Origin of the sequence: Ochrobactrum sp. WV_118_8 (assembly GCF_039631535.1) — a bacterium.
Lineage (GTDB): Bacteria > Pseudomonadota > Alphaproteobacteria > Rhizobiales > Rhizobiaceae > Brucella > Brucella anthropi.
In genome coordinates this window covers 605636-624499 of the sequence record NZ_JBDIUZ010000001.1, presented here as the reverse complement: position 1 = coordinate 624499, position 18864 = coordinate 605636, and the positions used below count along the sequence as shown (strand labels likewise).

Below are 18864 nucleotides of genomic sequence, written 5' to 3'. Positions count from 1 at the left end.
GCTATATGTGGCTCGACATATCGGCATCACATTTCTGCAGTGGAATTTTTCTCATGAAGCATCACGCGCTCGTCTGGCTGCGTAACGATCTTCGAATCAACGACAATCCCGCACTGGATGCAGCCGCCGAAACAGGCGGCCATATAACAGCAGTTTACGTTCATGAGACCGTTGCCGAGATTCGGGCGCCCGGCGGCGCGGCGCGGTGGTGGCTCGATCAGAGCCTTGAAGCGATAAGAAAACAGCTGGCTGATCGTGGTATCGAACTTCTCATCGAGACCGGTGATCCGAGGGATATCCTCCCTCAGTTGATCGCGAAACTGGCCGTCACCGAACTGTTCTGGAACCGTCGCTACGCACCGGCGGAACGTGAATTCGATGCAAAACTGAAGTCACAACTCAAGGAGAGTGGAACCGGTGTAACCTCATTTCCTGGCAATCTTCTTCTTGAGCCCTGGGAGCTCAAGACGGCCAGCGATACGCCGTATCAGGTCTTCACCCCTTTCGCCAAAGCGTTGCGCCTCCACAATGTTCCCCGCCCGCTTTCGCGCAGGCAATGGAACGTTAAACCAACACAGGAAGCCCACTACGCGCCCAACGTTCCTGCCTGGGCGGAAAAGTTCGATGGGCTTTGGAATATTGGAGAAGACGCAGCGCGCGACTGCCTGACACGTTTTCTGGAGAGCACGCTTTCGACCTATACCGAGGATCGCGACGTTCCCGGCATCGACGGAACTTCAAGACTTTCACCTCATTTGCGGTTCGGTGAAATCAGCGCGCGTCAGGCGTGGTATGCCACACTGGCGTTTATGGACGAGCATCACTCTGCACGCGCTGGCGGTGAAAAGTTTCTGTCAGAGCTGATCTGGCGCGATTTTAATTATCACCAGCTCTATCACCGCCGCGACATCAGTCGACACGATATGCGTGACACACTGTCCGGCATCGCATGGCGCGATGATCCAGCTGCATTCGAAGCGTGGCGTCGCGGACAGACGGGCTTTCCCATCATCGATGCCGGTATGCGTCAGCTTTGGGCCACCGGATGGATGCACAATCGCGTGCGAATGCTTGTGGCATCTTTTCTCACCAAGAATCTGCTCATCGGCTGGCGAAAGGGTGAAGAATGGTTCTGGGATACGCTCGTGGACGGCGATATCGCCAGCAATCCGGGAAGCTGGCAGTGGGTGGCAGGCTGCGGCATGGACGCTGCGCCCTATTTCCGGGTGTTCAATCCGATCTTGCAGGGTGAAAAATTCGATGCCGAAGGACAATATGTCCGGCATTGGGTGCCAGAACTATCAGGCCTGTCCAACAAATGGCTGCACAAGCCGTTTGAGGCCCCCAAGGATGTGCTGACCAGCGCTGGAATTGCGTTGGGCAGTACCTATCCCAAACCAATCATTGATTTGCAGGCCTCACAACGGGAGGCCCGCAAACGGCTCAACAGCCAGCCGTAATCAACGCGCTTCCAGTCCGCCATTCTCAACGATAAAGTCGATGATTTCCGGCACGCCCTTGCCTCGATGGAGGTCGGTGAAACCGAATGGACGCTTGCCGCGCATGCGAGCTGCATCGCCTTGCATAATATCGAGATCGACGTGCACATGAGGAGCAAGATCGCTCTTGTTGATCACAAGAAAATCTGACCGTGTGATACCCGGACCGCCTTTGCGCGGAATTTCCTCACCCTGACAAACAGAGATGACATAAAGCGTCAGGTCCGCCAGATCCGGTGAGAAGGTAGCAGCGAGATTGTCACCACCGGATTCGATGAGGACGATCTCCAGATCGGGAAATCGCCGGTTCATTTCGGCAATTGCCTGCAGATTGATGGAGGCATCCTCGCGGATTGCCGTATGCGGGCATCCGCCCGTTTCGACGCCCATGATCCGATCTTCGGACAAAGCCTGAGAACGTGCCAGAATGAGGGCGTCTTCCTGCGTGTAGATATCGTTGGTAATCACGGCGACCGAGTATTTATCACGCAGCGCTTTGCAAAGCTTTTCGGTCAGCGTCGTCTTTCCCGATCCCACCGGGCCGCCGATGCCGATACGCAAGGGTCCGTTTTTCTGTGTCATGTGCGAAAAAGCCTCGAATGTTGGGTTTCGTGTTTCATGGCCATGATGTCGCTAATGTAAGTCGCGGAACCAAGGTCACTCAATGAAGTTTTTTCTATTCGCGCCGCTGTTTCGGCGAGAACCGGCTCCAAATCCGACATTGTCGCAGTCACGCCGTTCTGCCCCATGACCGAAAGACGGATCGATGCCTGCAAAAGATTGATACAGAAGGCTTGCAGAAAGGCGGCGAGTGTCAATCCAAGCGATACTTTGTTAGCGCCCGCCACAGCACCGACTGCCACCGGATAGGGACAATCGGCTGGCAGGCGGTCGAATACAGAACTGGGCCAGCTTCGGGCTGCAGCCAGAAATGCTTCGCCCTGCAGCATCGTTTCCATATGGCGTTCGCGCGAACCGGCCAGTGCTTCGGCCAATTCTGCAACCTCGACAAGATCGCCTGCGGCAATCGCACGCCGCCAGCTTTCCGCGCAAAGCACGGCATCATTCCAGCCGGAGCCACGTGTTACAAGCCAGCGCAGCCAATCGCTCGTTGTGGCGGTGTCTGCGACATAGCCATCATGGACGGCCCGCTCCAGCCCATGACTATAGCTGAACGACCCGACCGGAAAGACGGGCGACAGCCAGGCCATCAGCCGCAGCAACGCGGTGGTGGTATCAGTCGTGGTGGTGGTGATGATGTTCATGATCGTGTTCGTGATGACCATGATGATGATCATGGTCATCATGCGAATGGCCGCCAGAATAAGCACCGCGCAGCGGACTGAAAATTTCTGTTACATCCGTAACTGTTGCACCAAGCCCCTCAAGCATAGCCTTTATGACATGGTCGCGAAGAATGAAGATGCGATCACTCTCGATCTGAGCCGCGAGGTGACGGTTGCCGATATGCCAAGTGAGTTCGGCAATATGCAGCGGATCACGCCCGCGGATTTCGTAAAGTTCCTCGCTTGCGGCGCGGATTTCAATCTCGCGTCCGTCATCGAGGACAAGCCGGTCACCGTGTTCCAGCACCACCGGCTCTGCGAAATCGACGAGTACCTTCTCGCCGCCTTCCAGAACAATGGCTTTGCGCCGCAAATGACGTTCATCACGTTCGAGAACGGCATGGCCCGCAGGCACGGCATCGATCACCTTATCCGCACGAATAATGGCAGTGGCACGAAACATTTTTTTGCCTTTCAAGATCAGAACATGAAGTAGCGTTGCGCCATTGGCACGACGTCGACGGGCTCGCAGGTCAGAAGTTCGCCATCTGCGCGCACCTCATAGGTTTCCGGGTCAACTTCCATTTGCGGCATCGCATTGTTGAGGATCATGGAATGTTTGCCGATACCGCCTCTGGTATTGGCCACGGCAATCATCTGCTTGTCCACCCCAATCTTCTCTCGAAGCCCTTCATCCATTGCGGCCTGCGAAACGAAGGTAATGGACGTATTGGTGCGGGCTTTCCCGAATGAGCCGAACATCGGACGATAATGCATCGGTTGCGGCGTTGGAATTGAGCCATTCGGGTCCCCCATCGGCGCGGTTGCGATCCAGCCACCAAGCAGAACCATCTCCGGCTTGATTCCGAAGAAAGCAGGATTCCACAAAACGAGATCGGCCCGTTTGCCCACTTCCACCGAACCGATTTCATGCGCCATGCCATGGGCGATAGCAGGGTTGATGGTGTATTTCGCGATGTAGCGACGCGCCCGATAATTGTCATTTCCGGGCTTGTCGTCGGGAAGACTGCCGCGCTGCTTCTTCATCTTGTCTGCAGTCTGCCAGCAGCGAATGATCATTTCGCCGACACGGCCCATCGCCTGACTGTCGGAGGAAATGATGGAGAACGCTCCCATATCGTGGAGGATGTCTTCTGCAGCGATGGTTTCCTTGCGGATACGGCTTTCTGCAAAGGCAATATCTTCAGGAATTGCCGGGGACAGATGATGGCACACCATCAGCATGTCGAGATGCTCTGCAATCGTATTGACCGTGTAGGGCCGGGTCGGATTTGTCGAAGCCGGCAACACGTTCGGATACTGACACACGCGAATAATATCCGGAGCGTGTCCGCCACCAGCGCCCTCCGTATGGAAGGAATGGATCGTGCGCCCCTTGAAGGCGTTGAGCGTATCTTCGACGAAGCCACCTTCGTTCAGCGTATCGGTATGGATCGCAACCTGAATATCGAACCGGTCTGCGACCGAAAGGCAATTATCGATCGCAGCCGGTGTCGAGCCCCAGTCCTCATGCAGCTTCAAACCGCAGGCGCCGGCGCGGATCATTTCTTCCAATGCACCGGGCAGTGAAGCGTTTCCTTTGCCGAACACACCGATATTCATCGGCAGGCCGTCGAACGACTGGATCAGCCGGGCTATATGCCACGGCCCCGGCGTGCATGTGGTTGCAAGCGTGCCATGGGCAGGTCCGGTGCCGCCACCCACCATGCAGGTGATGCCTGCATTAAGTGCTTCATCCACCTGTTGCGGTGAGATGAAATGGATATGCGTGTCGATACCGCCCGCCGTGAGGATCTTGCTTTCACCCGCGATAATCTCCGTACCGGGGCCGATGATGATCGAAACGCCGGGCTGCGTATCCGGATTTCCGGCCTTTCCGATCACCGCGATACGCCCGTCGCGAAGCCCCACATCGGCTTTATAAATACCGGTATGATCGAGGATCAGAGCATTGGTAATGACTGTATCCATCGCACCGTCGGCGCGCGACATCTGGCTTTGTCCCATACCGTCGCGGATAACCTTCCCTCCGCCAAACTTCACCTCTTCGCCATAGGTGGTGAGGTCCCGTTCGACTTCGATAAACAGTTCCGTATCGGCGAGACGCACCTTATCGCCAACAGTAGGGCCGAACATTTGCGCATAGGTGGCGCGACTAATTCTGGCTGGCATGAAATGTCTCCGTCACCTGTTCTAAAGCTTTCCCATGACCATCTGGCGAAATCCGTAGATCTCGCGCTTGCCGCTCACGGGAACCAATGTCACGTCGCGTTCCTGACCGGGCTCGAAGCGCACGGCAGTTCCGGCTGCAATATCCAGCCGCTGTCCGAGCGCCTTGTCGCGTTCGAAAGAAAGGGCCGCATTCACTTCGTAAAAATGAAAATGACTACCGACCTGTATGGGGCGGTCGCCGGTATTGGCGACCTTGATCGTGATGGTGGATTGCCCCTGATTGAGTTCTATATCGCCGTCCTGCGTAATAATTTCGCCGGGGATCATGTCACACCTCACCCAGCCATCAGCATCAGGCCGCCAAGTGCGGTAGCGCCACCGGCCAGACGCAAAGCCATTTTGCCATTCTTGCCCGCCATAAGCCGTCCTGCGGCAAGGCCGACACCCATGCCAGCGGCGTGTAGCAGTGCGGTCGCAAGCGCAAATCCAGCCGCATAGGAGAGGAATGTCGCGCCTCCGATTTCCCCGCCGTGTGCATGACCGTGAAAGAAGGCGAAGAAGCCGGCAATAAGTGCGCCAACAACCGGAGTGACAGGGAAGGCAAGCGCCACCATAAGACCAAGCACGACCACCGAAGCCAGAATGACCGGCTCAACGAAGGGCAGCGGCATGCCCAGAAGTGCCGCCACAAAACCAAGCAGCATCACGCCGACAAATGCCGCTGGCACGACGAAGAGTGCCCGTCCACCGAGCATGGCGGCCCAAAGTCCTACCGCAACCATCGCCAGGATATGGTCCGCGCCGGAGAGCGGATGCGTGAAGCCCGCCGCAAACGAGCCATGTTCGGCCGGATTGAGATGGGCAAAGGCAGGGCTTGCGTTGAGTGCCATTGCCACCGCGGCAAGGACCGTAGTCTTCTTCATTATCGTACCTTTCAAAAAACAGGTTTGCCTCGGCGAAACCTGAAAATCAGCGGATCGGCTCGTGAACGGTGACGAGCTTTGTGCCATCGGGAAATGTGGCTTCGACCTGAATGTCGTGGATCATTTCGGGCACACCATCCATCACCTGTTCACGGGTGATGACGTGCGCGCCTGCCTCCATAAGATCGGCAACCGTGCGCCCATCGCGGGCACCTTCAACGACAAAATCGCTGATCAGTGCGATCGTTTCCGGATGATTGAGTTTTACCCCGCGCTCCAGACGGCGGCGGGCAACCATGGCGGCCATGGCGATCAAAAGCTTGTCTTTTTCCCTGGGCGTCAAATTCATGACTTCGTTCCAAACTTCATACTTTCAAAGCGGTATGCATTCCGCTGGCGTTAAAAGCGGCGGGATTGCCGCGAACTCAAAATGTCCAAACTTTGGGCAGTCCTGCCTTACCGTTAAGCAAGGCAAGCAATGGCCCCAGACGTTTGCGCAAGGTGTAACTATCCGGCGCGTGAAGTCGCATCATCAGTTTGGTTGCAGGACCAACCTGCCAGAGGCTGGCACCGCCCTCCTCTCCAATGATCTGCCGGGCAGCTTCCAGATGTTTCCCGGCCTCCCCTGAAATCAGAAGCACGGTGGCCACGGCAAACGCCCCATCGGTCACTGGACGCGCTTGCAATTCGGCCCCAACATCTGGTCCCAGCCGAAACGCTTCGGCATGCACAAGCCTCCCATCGGGCCGCCCACTCAACCGCACACGCCAACGGTCACTGAACATCGCTTCATCAACCCGCTCACCCATGGCAAGGCGCCCGAATATAGTCGCCTCCACCACCAGGATTTCCGCCCCTTCCTCCAGCTCGACATCCAGCGTTCGTGACAACACGGATTGATTGAACAGAATGGTTTCCTGCGGAAGCCAAGCAAGACGCGTGCCTTTTGCAGCCTTCAAACGCGTGGCAATGCGTGCCTCGCCGCCCCCTGAGCGATAGATACGCTCACAGGCCTGCGTGGTAATGACAGCCGAAGCGTTTTCGCCAAGCTCCACATCCCATTGCAGTCGGTCACCGCCTGTCAGCCCTCCTGATGTGTTGATCAGGATTGCTTCCAGCGGATCGCCTCCGACCTGCGGCATGCGGATCTTGGCTGCGCCTTCCTGGTAAAGCCTGGAAATGCGCGAACGCCCGTCCTTGAAATGTATCGAAAGCCCACCCAGCCCGTTGACGCGCTGCGAGGAGAGCTCCGCTAACTTATTGTTATTTATTATCATCTGCGCGAATCTCGTCTTGCTCTTCTAAAGCAGAACTGACCGCAGAATAAAGGGGGGTGGGGGTGCGGCAGGACGCCGCCACATATTGGAAAGCTTGAAAATGTTTCATCAAAAGCCACGGCAATCCCACCCGAAGCAATGTTTCGGATGGGATTTATCGATCAGTTCCTCGGTCAAATACGCATTGCCGCCGGGTGCGTGACCGTCTTTCGATAGAGATGCCAGGTCGCATGCCCAAGGATGGGTATCACTACCGCCAACCCGGCAAACATCGTGGCAAAACCGACGATCAGCATCGCAGTTACGATTGCAGCCCAGAGCAGCGATTCCATGGGGTTGCGTATGACAACACGCAACGATGTCGCAACCGCCGCCGCAGCACCGCAATCCTGATCAAGCAGCATCGGGAAAGTCACAATCGTCGAGCACAGGACAACGATTGCAAAAAGCAAACCAATGCCACAACCGGCAAAAATCAGACTGCGTCCCTCTTCCGTTGACGACACCTGATTCATCAACATTGAGAAGCTCTCGGGCGGCATCGGCCCGAAATAGTGAACATAGAGATTTTGCGCCACCAGCAGCCAGGCAATAAAGATTGCGAACAGAAAAGCACCGACAGCCACGATGGACGGCAATGCCGGGGAATGGCTCACATCGAGCGCACGTTTCCAGGATGTATCCAACCCTTCTTCACGGCGGCGGCTCATCTCATAAAGCGGCAGCGCAGCAATTGGCCCGATCAAGGCAAAGCCGGACATCAGGGGAAACAAGAGCGGTAACGCGTTTGCGTTCGTGCTCCAGTAAGTGATGAACAACCCCGCCAGCGGGTATATGAGGCAAAGGAAAACGTAATGCGATGGCTTTGCCCAGAAGTCGTCGAAGCCCAGACGCAGGGCATCAAATACATCTGCCATGCGAATGCGCTTAACTTCGGGATAAAAGGCTGATTGGTCTCGACCTGCAACAACATGAAACTGTGCCATGACGCTCCTCCTGCGGATTAAGCAGTCCTGACGGCAAGGAAACGGTCAGGACATGGCCTGCACGCAATTTCTGGCTTTCAACCGGTCACCGGATAAATCCGATTTCGTGACACCAATTCGTCGGGCTACGCCTGACGGTCTGGCGAACAGTATACATCGAAAAGACTGGTGGCGAAAGAAAAGCGGCTCAATGAGATTGAACCCCGCGTGAACTGATCTCAAATCAGCAACCACACGCACTTTCCATTAGAGCGCATCCCGAAAAGTGTGAAACGGTTTTCGGAAAAGATGCGCGTAACAACAAATGATTAGAGCGCCGATCTGATCCGGTCAGATCGAAACGTGCTTTAACGAAAGCACGGCAAAGCCAGTTTCTGGATTTTATTGGAAAATAATGGTGCTGCGAGAGAGGATTGAACTCTCGACCTCTCCCTTACCAAGGGAGTGCTCTACCACTGAGCTACCGCAGCAATCTCTTGAGTGCGGCGGACTTCTGCCACATCATTACGCAAATCGCAAGCAAGCAATTGCATTTCTTTTCACATAATGTGGAAATCTGCCGGACGCGCATTTGAAAGCAGCTTTTCCGGCTCTTTTTCCCGTAGTAGAAGACCGCCATGAGCGAAAATACGACCAACAAAGAGAAACAAACCCAATCGGACCAGCGCAAAAAGCGCCGGGCCGAAGAGTTGCGCGCGAATCTGATGCGCCGCAAAGCACAATCCAGATCGCGTCGCGCGGGCGAAGCGGATGAACGAAACGACGGCATCACCGCTGCCAGCGACGACACAGACTGAGCATCGCACCATCAAAGCCTTCCTTGAAGATAGGGGGGCTCTGCGGTAAAAGCTCATTTCTGTTCTTCGCAGCGATGTCGTCCTATTGTGATTCGTATTTGACGTAATTTGGCCGCAAGACTCGTAATTTCATGACGCAACGCCACCGCGCCGTAAGGGCTGCCGGATTTGGTGAAAATTTATCGGGCAAGGTATCGGCCCAGAAGGTGACACAGCATGGATCGCATCAAAATCGTTGGTGGCAACAAGCTCAACGGCATCATTCCAATCTCCGGCGCAAAAAACGCCGCTCTGCCGTTGATGATCGCCTCGCTTCTGACCGACGATACGCTGACGCTCGAAAATGTGCCGCATCTGGCTGACGTCGAACAGTTGATCCGCATCCTCAGCAATCACGGCGTGGATTATTCGGTTAACGGACGTCGCGAGCATCAGGATGGAGCCTATTCACGTACGATCCATTTTACTGCCCGTAATATCGTCACCACCACTGCACCCTATGAACTCGTATCCAAGATGCGTGCGAGTTTCTGGGTTATTGCGCCGCTTCTCGCCCGCATGGGCGAAGCAAATGTTTCCCTGCCGGGCGGCTGCGCTATCGGGACACGCCCGGTCGACCTTCTCCTCGAAGCCTTATTAGCTCTTGGAGCCGACATCGAAATCGAAAACGGCTACGCCAAGGCGAAAGCCAGAAACGGTCTCGTCGGCGCACGCTATAAGTTCCCGAAGGTCTCCGTCGGCGCGACCCATGTCATGCTGATGGCAGCGGCCCTCGCCAAGGGCGAAACCGTCATCGAAAATGCCGCCCGCGAGCCGGAAGTCGTCAATCTTGCCGACTGCCTTAATGCAATGGGCGCCAAGATCACCGGCGCCGGAACCAGCACTATCCATATCGATGGGGTCACCAACCTGTCGGGTGCGCGCGTTCGTGTTATTCCAGACCGTATCGAAGCCGGCACCTATGCCATGGCCGTCGCCATGACCGGCGGCGATGTGCTTCTGGAAGGTGCTCAGGAAAGCCAGCTTTCTGCCGCTCTCGAAACGCTGCGACAGGCCGGAGCTGAAATCACCGAGACCAATAGCGGCCTCCGCGTTGTCCGTAACGGTCATGGTATCCATCCCGTCGACGTTACCACGGATCCTTTCCCCGGTTTCCCGACCGACTTGCAGGCGCAGTTCATGGGCCTGATGACCAAGGCCAAGGGAACGTCGCGCATCACGGAAACCATTTTTGAAAATCGCTTTATGCACGTGCAGGAGCTGGCACGTCTTGGCGCAAAGATTTCTCTGTCCGGCCAGACTGCAACCGTCGAAGGCGTAGAACGCCTCAAAGGCGCGCAGGTGATGGCAACGGATCTTCGGGCTTCGGTTTCGCTTGTGATCGCTGGCCTTGCTGCTGAGGGCGAAACCATGGTCAACCGCGTGTATCATCTGGATCGCGGCTTTGAGCGCCTGGAAGAAAAATTGTCACGCTGCGGCGCGACAGTAGAACGTATCAGTGGCTGATCTGACCAAGCCGGAGTGACATTCATCGCTCCGGCTTTTTCTTGCGCAACGCTAAAGATTCCCATCGAAGGGCGACAGGCTTGAAAAGCCTGTCGATTTTTTTGTTTTGACATGCCAAGTTGATAATCGGCCGAGCGGGTGATTGATTTTCTGCCTGTTGGGAGCAGTTATTAACCGACAACGGAAAGTGGTGCTGGAGTATGGAGATGTTGAAGCTTGTGGCGCTGGATGAGGAGGATTTGCAGGTCCTGTCCGCTCATCTTCAGGACGCAGTTTTGAAAGTATCCGACCTTCAGTATCTCGGGAACGAGAAGCGCTTCGTTCTCACGGCAAACCGTTTTGTCTGGGAAGAAAGCAAACCGAAGTTCCTGCGCAAGCCGCAATACCAGCGCAGGCGCACCGCTCTGCACTTCAACCGTGTGATCGCAGCCAAGGCAGTCGGCATTGACCGCCAGAAACCGGATGAAGTGCTTTCCCTGATGGCCATTCAGTTCACGGCCGGTGAAACACCTGCCGGAACAATAGAACTGACTTTCTCGGCAAATGCGGCTATCCGTCTTGAAGTGGAATGTATCGAAGCGCAAATGACGGACCTTGGCGCGGCATGGGAAACAGAATCACTTCCTCGCCATAACGTCTAATACCAAACCTTGATGAGCTGAATCATCGAGATTTGGAAAGCCCGTGTGGCGATTGAGCATTTTCAGGGCTTGGATAGCGTCAGCATCTTAGCGCCCTGGCATAAGAGAGGGTTATACAAAACCGTCTTTCGTCAGCCAGACGCCAGTCTGGCAAAGCATATTTGAAGGAACAGAAGCGTGGTCAAGACGCTCAGACAAACCGATCCCGATTTCGAGAATAATTTCGCGACATTTCTGGCCAGCAAACGCGAGGCGTCCGAGGATGTCGATCGTGCGGCCCGCGAGATCGTTGAACGGGTGCGTCGTGAAGGTGACAGTGCGCTCATCGACTATTCCCGGCGCTTTGACCGGATCGATCTCGAAAAAACCGGAATTGCGGTCACTGAAGCTGAAATCGATGCCGCATTCGACATAGCCCCGGCATCGACGATCGAAGCGCTGAAGCTTGCTCACGAGCGCATCGAGAAACACCACGCGCGGCAGTTGCCGAAAGATGATCGTTATACGGATGCGCTTGGCGTTGAGCTCGGTTCGCGCTGGACCGCTATCGAAGCTGTGGGGCTCTATGTTCCGGGCGGCACGGCAAGCTACCCAAGTTCCGTATTGATGAACGCTGTTCCAGCCAAGGTGGCAGGTGTAGAGCGCATTGTCATGGTGGTTCCAGCACCTGACGGCATTCTCAATCCATTGGTTCTGGTGGCAGCACGTCTGGCTGGCGTTTCCGAGATTTATCGTGTCGGCGGCGCGCAGGCTATCGCAGCCCTCGCCTATGGCACCGAAACAATTAGTCCGGTTGCCAAGATCGTCGGCCCCGGCAACGCCTATGTTGCGGCGGCCAAACGTATCGTCTTCGGCACGGTTGGCATCGACATGATCGCCGGGCCATCAGAAGTGCTGGTCATCGCTGACAAGGACAACAATCCCGACTGGATCGCCGCTGACCTCCTTGCTCAAGCGGAGCACGATACCGCTGCGCAATCGATCCTTATGACTAATGATGAGGCTCTTGCTCTGGCTGTCGAAGAAGCTGTCGAACGACAGCTCCGCAATCTCCCGCGCGCGCAAACTGCCGCCGCGAGCTGGCGTGATTTCGGCGCGGTTATTCTGGTCGAGGATTTCGAGGCAGCCATCCCGCTTGCCAATCGCATTGCAGCCGAGCATCTGGAAATCGCCACAGCCGATCCGGAAGCCCTGCTGCCAAAAATCCGCAATGCGGGATCGATCTTCATCGGCGGTTATACGCCGGAAGTGATCGGCGATTATGTCGGCGGCTGTAACCACGTTCTGCCGACGGCGCGCTCGGCGCGCTTTTCGTCCGGCTTGTCGGTTCTCGACTACATGAAACGCACGTCGCTTCTCAAACTCGGCCCTGATCAACTGCGCGTGCTCGGACCTGCGGCAATCGAGATTGCCCGCGCCGAAGGCCTTGACGCACACGCGCAGTCTGTCGCTATCCGGCTGAATCTATGAGGTGACATGACCGCCGCTGTTCCAAATGCACGCCTTGTTGACGTCGAGCTCGATGAATCCATCGGGCGCTCGACGCCTGACGTCGAGCATGAACGTGCGGTGGCCATTTTTGACCTCATCGAAGAAAATTCCTTCCACCCGATCGGAGACGACACGGGAGGGCCGTACCGTCTCAAGCTTTCGCTGATGGAATCGCGACTGATCTTCGCCATCACCCGGGAGGCCGGTGAAGACGTCGCAACTCATATTCTCTCGCTCACGCCCTTACGGCGCGTCGTGCGGGATTATTTCATGATTTGTGAAAGCTATTATCAGGCGATCCGGTCGGCCACACCAAGCAAGATCGAAGCAATCGACATGGGACGGCGCGGCCTGCACAATGAAGGATCGCAGACGCTCCAGAACAGGCTGCAGGGCAAGATCGAGGTTGATTTCAACACGGCACGGCGGCTTTTCACACTTGTCTGCGTCCTGCACTGGAGAGGCTGATCATTGATGGTCATCACCGATGCCCCTCCCGTGAATTTCAGCGCCGACGGCGACGAAGATCATAAATCGAGCCTGCCCAAGTCCCTGCTTTTTGTCTGCGGCAAGAATGCAATTCGTTCACCCATGGCGGAGTTACTTGCAAGACAGGCCCTGCCACCCAATATTTATGTAGCTTCTGCAGGTGTGAAGCGGGGTGAACGTGATCCGTTTGTCGATGCTGTACTTCAAGAGGAAGGCTTGTCGCTTGATAACCGGCAACCGCGTGGCCTCGAAGAACTTGCTGATGGATATTTCGACCTGATTGTAACGCTGACACCACTTGCCCACCATACTGTGCTGGAGCGAATGCGGGGGTTCTCGGTTGATGTCGAATATTGGCCGACGCCGGACCCGACCTTGGTAACCGGCAGCCGAAGCCAGATCATGGCGGCTTATCGCGATGTGCGGGACCGCCTGAAGCGGCAAATCATGCAGCGTTTTGACAAGAACGGTTCCGGCTAATACGGAATCGGCGGAACCGCTCTAACTGTTTGTTTTGTCGCATTATCCGACGCAAAACGGCTTCGCACTTTTGCTGGAAATGTTCCAGCATCAAGTTCACGGAATTCCGTTGTTCACAAATGCCGCCTAATCATATAGGTTCCGCGCAAATTCCGACCTAAAGACCGCTCGAGAGCGGCATTTTATCAAAGAAAGACACAGGTATCGCATGGCGAAAGAAGAAGTCCTAGAATTTCCGGGTGTTGTTACGGAACTGCTGCCGAATGCTATGTTCCGCGTGAAGCTCGAGAACGAACATGAAATCATCGCCCATACGGCAGGCCGTATGCGCAAGAATCGCATCCGCGTTCTGGCCGGCGACAAGGTTCTGGTTGAGATGACCCCTTACGATCTGACCAAGGGCCGCATCACCTACCGCTTCAAGTAAGCAATCCGTTCCCGTTCCAGGAAATGTCTATTCGATGAGCGCGCAACACAAGCTGGTTCTTGCCTCCGGTTCTCCACGCAGGATCGAGCTTCTGGGGCAGACAGGCATCGAACCGGACCACATTCATCCGGCTGATATAGATGAAACGCCGCAGCGCGCGGAACACCCGCGCTCGCTGGCGCGACGTCTGTCGCGGGAGAAGGCGCGCAAGGCACAAGAGCAACTGAAGGACGATGCGAATTTCGCCGGTGCCTTCATTCTTGCTGCTGATACTGTTGTAGCCGTGGGCCGGCGCATTCTCCCCAAAACGGAGATTGCCGACGAGGCAAGAGAATGCCTGCGGCTGCTTTCCGGGCGTACGCACAAGGTGTTCACAGGAGTGAGCCTTGTCTTGCCGAACGGGAATTTGCGCCAGACACTGGTTGAAACACGATTGCGTTTTGAACGGTTATCCCGCCAGCAGATGGATGCCTATCTCTCGTCTGGTGAATGGCGAGGGAAAGCCGGCGGCTATGCAATCCAGGGGCTGGCCGGTAGTTTCGTTGTGAAGCTGGTTGGCTCCTATACAAACGTCGTGGGATTGCCGCTGCAGGAAACTATCAGCCTGCTGAACGACGTCGACTACCCGGTTTACGCTAACTGGAACAGCGGGAAAGTCTGAGAGCAGGTATGAGCGACAAGAAGGACATATCAACCGCAGCAGGTGCACGAGTGACGCCATTGCGTCCGACGCGCCCCTGCCCGGAATGCGGAAAGCCTTCATCGCGCGAATCCTATCCGTTCTGTTCGCCACGCTGTAAAAGCATCGACCTCAATCGCTGGCTATCCGGCAGCTATGTCCTGCCGGGAAAGCCGATTGACGAAGAGGAAGAAGAAGGAAACTAAGCCTCTCTCAAAGTGGCTTCCTCCAATAAAATCAGTTATTTATCAAAGATGTGAGAAAAGCTGATAAAAATTGCGATACGGTGCTGGACAGCGCGAAATTTAATGCTATAACCCACCCACTTCCGGCGGGAACCAACACCGCCTCGAACGAGCTAACTGCTTGTTACGGATGCCCGGATAGCTCAGTTGGTAGAGCAGCGGATTGAAAATCCGCGTGTCGGTGGTTCGAATCCGCCTCCGGGCACCACTTTAAGCCCTTCAATAGTCGTAGCAAAAATACTTGTTCAATCAGGCCTCTGTATTCGGCGTGATCATGCTCGAAATATTGACCTGACGATTATCCTCTGCAAGGACTAATCATTCCATTTGTTCCTTCCAGGTTCTTCACCAAGCGAGGAAATCTCCATGCTCTGGACGTTGTTCGGCATCCTTTCCGGTGCCTGTATTGCTATTCAGGCGCCAATCAATGCAGCCTTGGCTCGTGGATTGGGATCGCCGGTAACAGCTGCTGCGATCTCGTTTCTTTCCGGTGCCGTCATCCTTGCCGTTATCGCCGGAATTACCGCGCGCGCGACGGGTGCGATGCCAGCGTTCAACGTGCCTGCGGGCTGGCTGTTCGTGGCTGGCGGTGCGCTTGGCTGTATCTATGTGACCGCATCGGTGTTGCTGACGCCGCGCATCGGGGCTGCTGCCGTGATGGGGCTTGCTGTTGCTGGACAATTGATGGCCGGACTGGCTGCTGACCGCATCGGCTTCATGGGCGTTGCGGTGCGTGAAATCACCGCCGGGCGCATTGCCGGTGCGGTGCTGTTGCTTTCCGGCGCACTGATGATCCGCTTTCTCTAAAAGCAAAGCCGCGCTTTTCAGCGCGGCTTTTTATTTTACGATAAGCCGAAAACTGGCTCTCAACCCTTGAACGTATATTCCGCAATCGACTGCGGCTTCATTTCAATCGAGAAGCCCGGCAGCGATGGCGGCATATAGGCCGCATCCTTGATGATGCATGGCTCGATGAAGTGTTCGTGCAGGTGATCGACATATTCGATCACACGACCGTCCATGGTGCCGGAAACGGCCACATAGTCGATCATGGAAAGGTGCTGCACATATTCACACAGGCCAACGCCGCCTGCATGTGGCCAAACCGGCTTGTTATACTTCGCAGCAATCAGCAGCACGGCCAGAACTTCATTCAGGCCACCCATGCGGCATGAATCGATCTGAACGATGTCGATAGCGCCTTCTGCGATGAACTGCTTGAACATGATGCGGTTCTGGCACATTTCACCAGTCGCAACCTTCACATCGCCAATGGCTTCGCGGATCTTGCGATGGCCTGCAACATCATCCGGGCTGGTCGGTTCTTCGATGAAGAAGGGCTTGGAGAAGGCAAGCTTGTTGACCCACTCGATTGCCTGATCGACTTCCCAGACCTGATTGGCGTCGATCATCAGATAACGATCCGGGCCGATCACTTCACGTGCGATGGTGAGACGACGAATATCGTCTTCCAGATCGCGACCAACCTTCATCTTCACATGATTAAAGCCTTCATCAATCGCTTCCTGGCAAAGACGACGCAGCTTGTCATCGTCATAGCCGAGCCAGCCAGCAGACGTCGTGTAGCAAGGATAACCCTTGGCTTCGAGCTTCGCGATACGCTCAGCCTTGCCGGCTTCCGCTTTACGCAGAATTTCGACAGCTTCGTCGCGGGTCAGTGCATCGGTGAGGTAGCGATAATCGACGATATCGGCGATCTCTTCCGGCGACATGTCGGCCACAAGCCGCCATACCGGCTTGCCAGCCTGCTTTGCAGCCAAATCCCAGAAGGCGTTGACGACAGCGCCGGTGGCAAGATGCATCGCGCCCTTGTCCGGACCGATCCAGCGCAGCTGGCTGTCACCGGTTAGGTAGCGCCAGAACTTGCCGGGGGCCGCGAGGAAATCATCCATCGAGGCACCCACGACCAGATGACGCATGGCGAGAATCGCCTGACAGCAAATGTCGTTGCCGCGTCCAATGGTGAAGGTCAGGCCATGGCCCTTCAGCGGCCCGTCATCCGTATCGAGGATGACATAGGCTGCCGAATAGTCCGGGTCCGGGTTCATCGCGTCAGAGCCGTCCAGACTTTGCGAAGTCGGGAAGCGGAGATCGAAGACGCGCAGATCAGTGATTTTCGTCATGATTTATCCGTGATCAGAGCATGCTCAAAAAAGTTAAACGTCAGCGCGCACGTTCTGCTTCTGCGTGCCGAGACCTTCGATGCCGAGTTCGACAACATCGCCAGCCTTGAGATAGCGCGGTGGCTTCATGCCCATGCCAACGCCAGGAGGCGTACCGGTGGAGATGATATCGCCCGGCTGCAAAGACATGAACTGCGAGAGATAGGAAACGAGGTGGCGTACGCCATAGACCATGGTCTTGGTCGAGCCGTCCTGCATGGTTTCGCCATTGACCTTGAGCCACATGCCAAGGTTCTGCGGATCGGCAACCTCGTCCTTCGTCACCAGCCATGGGCCGGTCGGGCCGAACGTGTCGCAGGATTTGCCCTTGGTCCACTGACCGGCGCGCTCGATCTGGAAAGCGCGTTCCGAGACGTCGTGCAGCGTGCAGTAGCCCGCGACATAATCAAGCGCATCATCTTCCGAAACATATTTCGCGGTCTTGCCGATAACGATGCCGAGTTCGACTTCCCAGTCGGTCTTTTCCGAACCGCGCGGGATGAGCAGATCGTCGTTCGGGCCAACGATGGCCGAGGTGGCCTTCATGAAGATAACTGGTTCTGGCGGAACGGCCATGCCGGATTCTGCAGCGTGATCGGCATAGTTGAGGCCGATGCAGATGAACTTGCCGGTGCCTGCAACGCATGGACCGAGGCGCGGGTTGCCTTCGACCTTCGGCAACGAATTGATATCGATCGCACCGAGCTTGGCCAGTGCATCCGGGGCCAGAGCCGCGCCGGAAAGATCGCCTACATGGGCGGAAAGATCACGGATATTGCCGTCTGCATCGAGAAGGCCCGGCTTTTCCTGACCGGTTTCGCCATAGCGAAGAAATTTCATGAGTTTACTCCTTGAGGGGATAAAATTGGGGGCGGTGGAAATGCCTAGAGCTGTCGAAATTCAGGTTATGGCGTGCCGAAAATGGTGTTTTCGAGAACCGGAGCGGAATGTACTTAAAGGTACATGAGCACCGGAAGCGCAGAAGAATACCGTTTGCAGGCCGCCAGAGCCTGAATAGCGATAGCTCTAGATCGTCCAGCCACCATCGATGTTATACGCCTGACCGGTGGTGTACGTGGCACCTGCGAGATAGACCGCGAGATCGGCGATTTCTTCCGGCTGGCCGATACGGCCAATTGGCTGACGCGCGATGAAGGCTGCGCGCTGTTCTTCATAATCGCCCTGCGCACGCAGACGGTCCTGAAGCGACGGGCTTTCAACCGTACCGGGGCAGATGGCGTTGCAGCGGATGCCCTTGGCAACGTAGTCGGCAGCGACAGCCTTGGTGAGGCCTATGACCGCCGCCTTGGTGACGCCATAAGCAAAGCGGTTCGGCACGCCCTTCACGCTCGAAGCGACCGACGCCATGTTGACGATAGAACCGTCCTTGCGTTCCAGCATTCCCGGCAGCACGGCGCGAATGGTGCGGATCATGGCCTTGACGTTGAGATTGACGGCAAAGTCGAGGTCTTCGTCCTTCATCTCAAGGATTGAGCCGCCATGGACGACGCCCGCGCAGTTGAACAGGATATCGACCTGACCGATCTCGGCGACCGCTGCCTTCACTTCCGTCTCGTCAAGCACGTTGAGCCTGCGGGTGATAATGCCCGAAACGCCTTCGATTTCCTTGAGTGCGGCCTCGTTGATGTCGGTCGCATAGACCTTGGCGCCAGCTTCCGCAAAAGCCAGCGCACTTGCACGGCCAATGCCCTGAGCGGCGGCTGTCACCAGTGCGGTTTTTCCATCAAATCGTATCGTCATT

Annotated in this window: 23 protein-coding genes and 2 tRNA genes; 12 read left to right on the top strand and 13 right to left on the bottom strand. The window is 56.0% G+C overall.

Translation table 11 applies throughout. The features are described from left to right. The first annotated feature begins 53 nt into the window (after positions 1–53). On the top strand, positions 54–1460 hold the full coding sequence (locus ABDF71_RS02940; protein ID WP_151662949.1) for a cryptochrome/photolyase family protein: 1407 nt from the start codon (positions 54–56) through the stop codon (positions 1458–1460). On the opposite strand, the gene ureG is transcribed toward ABDF71_RS02940, so the two are convergent. The 10 genes from ureG to ABDF71_RS02890 form a co-directional block, all read right to left on the bottom strand. Further along, positions 1461–2081: an urease accessory protein UreG gene (gene ureG / locus ABDF71_RS02935; RefSeq protein WP_151662948.1), complete on the bottom strand. Its 621-nt coding sequence runs from the start codon at positions 2079–2081 to the stop codon at positions 1461–1463. Beyond that, positions 2078–2764 carry an urease accessory protein UreF gene (locus tag ABDF71_RS02930; RefSeq protein WP_151662973.1) on the bottom strand — a complete coding sequence of 229 codons (687 nt, stop codon included), beginning with the start codon at positions 2762–2764 and terminating at the stop codon, positions 2078–2080. The genes ureG and ABDF71_RS02930 overlap by 4 nt, the downstream gene beginning before the upstream one ends. After that, a complete protein-coding gene (ureE, locus tag ABDF71_RS02925; RefSeq protein WP_151662947.1) occupies positions 2736–3248 on the bottom strand; it encodes an urease accessory protein UreE in 513 nt (170 codons plus the stop codon). The genes ABDF71_RS02930 and ureE overlap by 29 nt, the downstream gene beginning before the upstream one ends. A gap of 17 nt (positions 3249–3265) precedes the next feature. After that, the gene (ureC, locus tag ABDF71_RS02920; RefSeq protein ID WP_151662946.1) at positions 3266–4978 is read right to left on the bottom strand and encodes an urease subunit alpha; all 1713 of its coding nucleotides are present in this window, start codon (positions 4976–4978) and stop codon (positions 3266–3268) included. 21 nt (positions 4979–4999) lie between these two features. Next, complete coding sequence (locus ABDF71_RS02915; protein ID WP_011982504.1) at positions 5000–5305, bottom strand: urease subunit beta; 306 nt, start codon at positions 5303–5305, stop codon at positions 5000–5002. A gap of 8 nt (positions 5306–5313) precedes the next feature. Further along, positions 5314–5901, bottom strand: a complete 588-nt coding sequence (locus tag ABDF71_RS02910; RefSeq protein ID WP_151662945.1) for a HupE/UreJ family protein — start codon at positions 5899–5901, stop codon at positions 5314–5316. A 46-nt stretch (positions 5902–5947) separates the two neighbouring features. Next, a complete protein-coding gene (locus ABDF71_RS02905; protein ID WP_010658102.1) occupies positions 5948–6250 on the bottom strand; it encodes an urease subunit gamma in 303 nt (100 codons plus the stop codon). Between the two features lie 76 nt (positions 6251–6326). Continuing rightward, the gene (locus ABDF71_RS02900; RefSeq protein WP_151662944.1) at positions 6327–7178 is read right to left on the bottom strand and encodes an urease accessory protein UreD; all 852 of its coding nucleotides are present in this window, start codon (positions 7176–7178) and stop codon (positions 6327–6329) included. 173 nt (positions 7179–7351) lie between these two features. Beyond that, a complete protein-coding gene (locus ABDF71_RS02895) occupies positions 7352–8164 on the bottom strand; it encodes a DUF2189 domain-containing protein (protein WP_151662943.1) in 813 nt (270 codons plus the stop codon). A gap of 395 nt (positions 8165–8559) precedes the next feature. Then, positions 8560–8634: transfer RNA gene (locus tag ABDF71_RS02890), tRNA-Thr, on the bottom strand. Between the two features lie 147 nt (positions 8635–8781). On the opposite strand from ABDF71_RS02890, the gene ABDF71_RS02885 reads away from it, so the two are divergent. The 11 genes from ABDF71_RS02885 to ABDF71_RS02835 all read left to right on the top strand — a co-directional run bounded on the left by ABDF71_RS02885 (position 8782) and on the right by ABDF71_RS02835 (position 15726). Continuing rightward, positions 8782–8961 carry a hypothetical protein gene (locus tag ABDF71_RS02885; protein WP_010658099.1) on the top strand — a complete coding sequence of 60 codons (180 nt, stop codon included), beginning with the start codon at positions 8782–8784 and terminating at the stop codon, positions 8959–8961. 216 nt (positions 8962–9177) lie between these two features. Further along, the gene (gene murA / locus ABDF71_RS02880; protein ID WP_010658098.1) at positions 9178–10467 is read left to right on the top strand and encodes a UDP-N-acetylglucosamine 1-carboxyvinyltransferase; all 1290 of its coding nucleotides are present in this window, start codon (positions 9178–9180) and stop codon (positions 10465–10467) included. 200 nt (positions 10468–10667) lie between these two features. After that, positions 10668–11108 carry a DUF2948 family protein gene (locus tag ABDF71_RS02875; RefSeq protein WP_010658097.1) on the top strand — a complete coding sequence of 147 codons (441 nt, stop codon included), beginning with the start codon at positions 10668–10670 and terminating at the stop codon, positions 11106–11108. Between the two features lie 177 nt (positions 11109–11285). Then, positions 11286–12578 (top strand): histidinol dehydrogenase, encoded by a 1293-nt coding sequence (gene hisD / locus ABDF71_RS02870; RefSeq protein ID WP_011982501.1) that lies wholly within the window; start codon positions 11286–11288, stop codon positions 12576–12578. A gap of 6 nt (positions 12579–12584) precedes the next feature. Continuing rightward, positions 12585–13067, top strand: coding sequence for a UPF0262 family protein (locus ABDF71_RS02865; protein WP_010658095.1), 483 nt, complete (start codon positions 12585–12587; stop codon positions 13065–13067). A 6-nt stretch (positions 13068–13073) separates the two neighbouring features. After that, positions 13074–13568 (top strand): arsenate-mycothiol transferase ArsC, encoded by a 495-nt coding sequence (locus ABDF71_RS02860; RefSeq protein WP_043062393.1) that lies wholly within the window; start codon positions 13074–13076, stop codon positions 13566–13568. 208 nt (positions 13569–13776) lie between these two features. After that, entirely contained in the window at positions 13777–13995 is a 219-nt protein-coding gene (gene infA, locus ABDF71_RS02855; RefSeq protein ID WP_002965531.1) for a translation initiation factor IF-1, read from the top strand. 34 nt (positions 13996–14029) lie between these two features. Further along, a complete protein-coding gene (locus ABDF71_RS02850; RefSeq protein WP_010658093.1) occupies positions 14030–14656 on the top strand; it encodes a Maf-like protein in 627 nt (208 codons plus the stop codon). 8 nt (positions 14657–14664) lie between these two features. Further along, complete coding sequence (gene yacG / locus ABDF71_RS02845) at positions 14665–14880, top strand: DNA gyrase inhibitor YacG (RefSeq protein ID WP_010658092.1); 216 nt, start codon at positions 14665–14667, stop codon at positions 14878–14880. Positions 14881–15051: 171 nt separating this feature from the next. Next, positions 15052–15127: transfer RNA gene (locus ABDF71_RS02840), tRNA-Phe, on the top strand. A 158-nt stretch (positions 15128–15285) separates the two neighbouring features. Next, entirely contained in the window at positions 15286–15726 is a 441-nt protein-coding gene (locus ABDF71_RS02835; protein WP_029925820.1) for a DMT family transporter, read from the top strand. 59 nt (positions 15727–15785) lie between these two features. Here the strand turns inward: ABDF71_RS02835 and ABDF71_RS02830 are convergent, their stop codons facing one another. From ABDF71_RS02830 to ABDF71_RS02820, 3 genes are all read right to left on the bottom strand, one after another. Further along, a complete protein-coding gene (locus ABDF71_RS02830; RefSeq protein WP_151614944.1) occupies positions 15786–17063 on the bottom strand; it encodes an L-fuconate dehydratase in 1278 nt (425 codons plus the stop codon). A gap of 33 nt (positions 17064–17096) precedes the next feature. Then, complete coding sequence (locus ABDF71_RS02825) at positions 17097–17942, bottom strand: fumarylacetoacetate hydrolase family protein (RefSeq protein ID WP_029925824.1); 846 nt, start codon at positions 17940–17942, stop codon at positions 17097–17099. A 186-nt stretch (positions 17943–18128) separates the two neighbouring features. Beyond that, positions 18129–18863: an SDR family oxidoreductase gene (locus ABDF71_RS02820; protein WP_029925827.1), complete on the bottom strand. Its 735-nt coding sequence runs from the start codon at positions 18861–18863 to the stop codon at positions 18129–18131. Position 18864: the final 1 nt, after the last annotated feature.

Excerpts from the sequence above, each read along its gene's own strand:
- infA (WP_002965531.1), top strand. The coding sequence starts at position 13,777 with ATGGCGAAAGAAGAAGTCCTAGAATTTCCGGGTGTTGTTACGGAACTG.
- ABDF71_RS02915 (WP_011982504.1), bottom strand. The coding sequence starts at position 5,305 with ATGATCCCCGGCGAAATTATTACGCAGGACGGCGATATAGAACTCAAT.
- ABDF71_RS02865 (WP_010658095.1), top strand. The coding sequence starts at position 12,585 with ATGACCGCCGCTGTTCCAAATGCACGCCTTGTTGACGTCGAGCTCGAT.
- ABDF71_RS02835 (WP_029925820.1), top strand. The coding sequence starts at position 15,286 with ATGCTCTGGACGTTGTTCGGCATCCTTTCCGGTGCCTGTATTGCTATT.
- ABDF71_RS02930 (WP_151662973.1), bottom strand. The coding sequence starts at position 2,764 with ATGAACATCATCACCACCACCACGACTGATACCACCACCGCGTTGCTG.
- ABDF71_RS02940 (WP_151662949.1), top strand. The coding sequence starts at position 54 with ATGAAGCATCACGCGCTCGTCTGGCTGCGTAACGATCTTCGAATCAAC.
- yacG (WP_010658092.1), top strand. The coding sequence starts at position 14,665 with ATGAGCGACAAGAAGGACATATCAACCGCAGCAGGTGCACGAGTGACG.
- ABDF71_RS02875 (WP_010658097.1), top strand. The coding sequence starts at position 10,668 with ATGGAGATGTTGAAGCTTGTGGCGCTGGATGAGGAGGATTTGCAGGTC.
- ABDF71_RS02820 (WP_029925827.1), bottom strand. The coding sequence starts at position 18,863 with ATGACGATACGATTTGATGGAAAAACCGCACTGGTGACAGCCGCCGCT.
- ABDF71_RS02860 (WP_043062393.1), top strand. The coding sequence starts at position 13,074 with ATGGTCATCACCGATGCCCCTCCCGTGAATTTCAGCGCCGACGGCGAC.
- ABDF71_RS02850 (WP_010658093.1), top strand. The coding sequence starts at position 14,030 with ATGAGCGCGCAACACAAGCTGGTTCTTGCCTCCGGTTCTCCACGCAGG.
- ureE (WP_151662947.1), bottom strand. The coding sequence starts at position 3,248 with ATGTTTCGTGCCACTGCCATTATTCGTGCGGATAAGGTGATCGATGCC.
- ABDF71_RS02910 (WP_151662945.1), bottom strand. The coding sequence starts at position 5,901 with ATGAAGAAGACTACGGTCCTTGCCGCGGTGGCAATGGCACTCAACGCA.
- ABDF71_RS02830 (WP_151614944.1), bottom strand. The coding sequence starts at position 17,063 with ATGACGAAAATCACTGATCTGCGCGTCTTCGATCTCCGCTTCCCGACT.
- ABDF71_RS02900 (WP_151662944.1), bottom strand. The coding sequence starts at position 7,178 with ATGATAATAAATAACAATAAGTTAGCGGAGCTCTCCTCGCAGCGCGTC.
- ureC (WP_151662946.1), bottom strand. The coding sequence starts at position 4,978 with ATGCCAGCCAGAATTAGTCGCGCCACCTATGCGCAAATGTTCGGCCCT.
- ureG (WP_151662948.1), bottom strand. The coding sequence starts at position 2,081 with ATGACACAGAAAAACGGACCCTTGCGTATCGGCATCGGCGGCCCGGTG.
- ABDF71_RS02885 (WP_010658099.1), top strand. The coding sequence starts at position 8,782 with ATGAGCGAAAATACGACCAACAAAGAGAAACAAACCCAATCGGACCAG.
- ABDF71_RS02825 (WP_029925824.1), bottom strand. The coding sequence starts at position 17,942 with ATGAAATTTCTTCGCTATGGCGAAACCGGTCAGGAAAAGCCGGGCCTT.
- murA (WP_010658098.1), top strand. The coding sequence starts at position 9,178 with ATGGATCGCATCAAAATCGTTGGTGGCAACAAGCTCAACGGCATCATT.
- ABDF71_RS02905 (WP_010658102.1), bottom strand. The coding sequence starts at position 6,250 with ATGAATTTGACGCCCAGGGAAAAAGACAAGCTTTTGATCGCCATGGCC.
- ABDF71_RS02895 (WP_151662943.1), bottom strand. The coding sequence starts at position 8,164 with ATGGCACAGTTTCATGTTGTTGCAGGTCGAGACCAATCAGCCTTTTAT.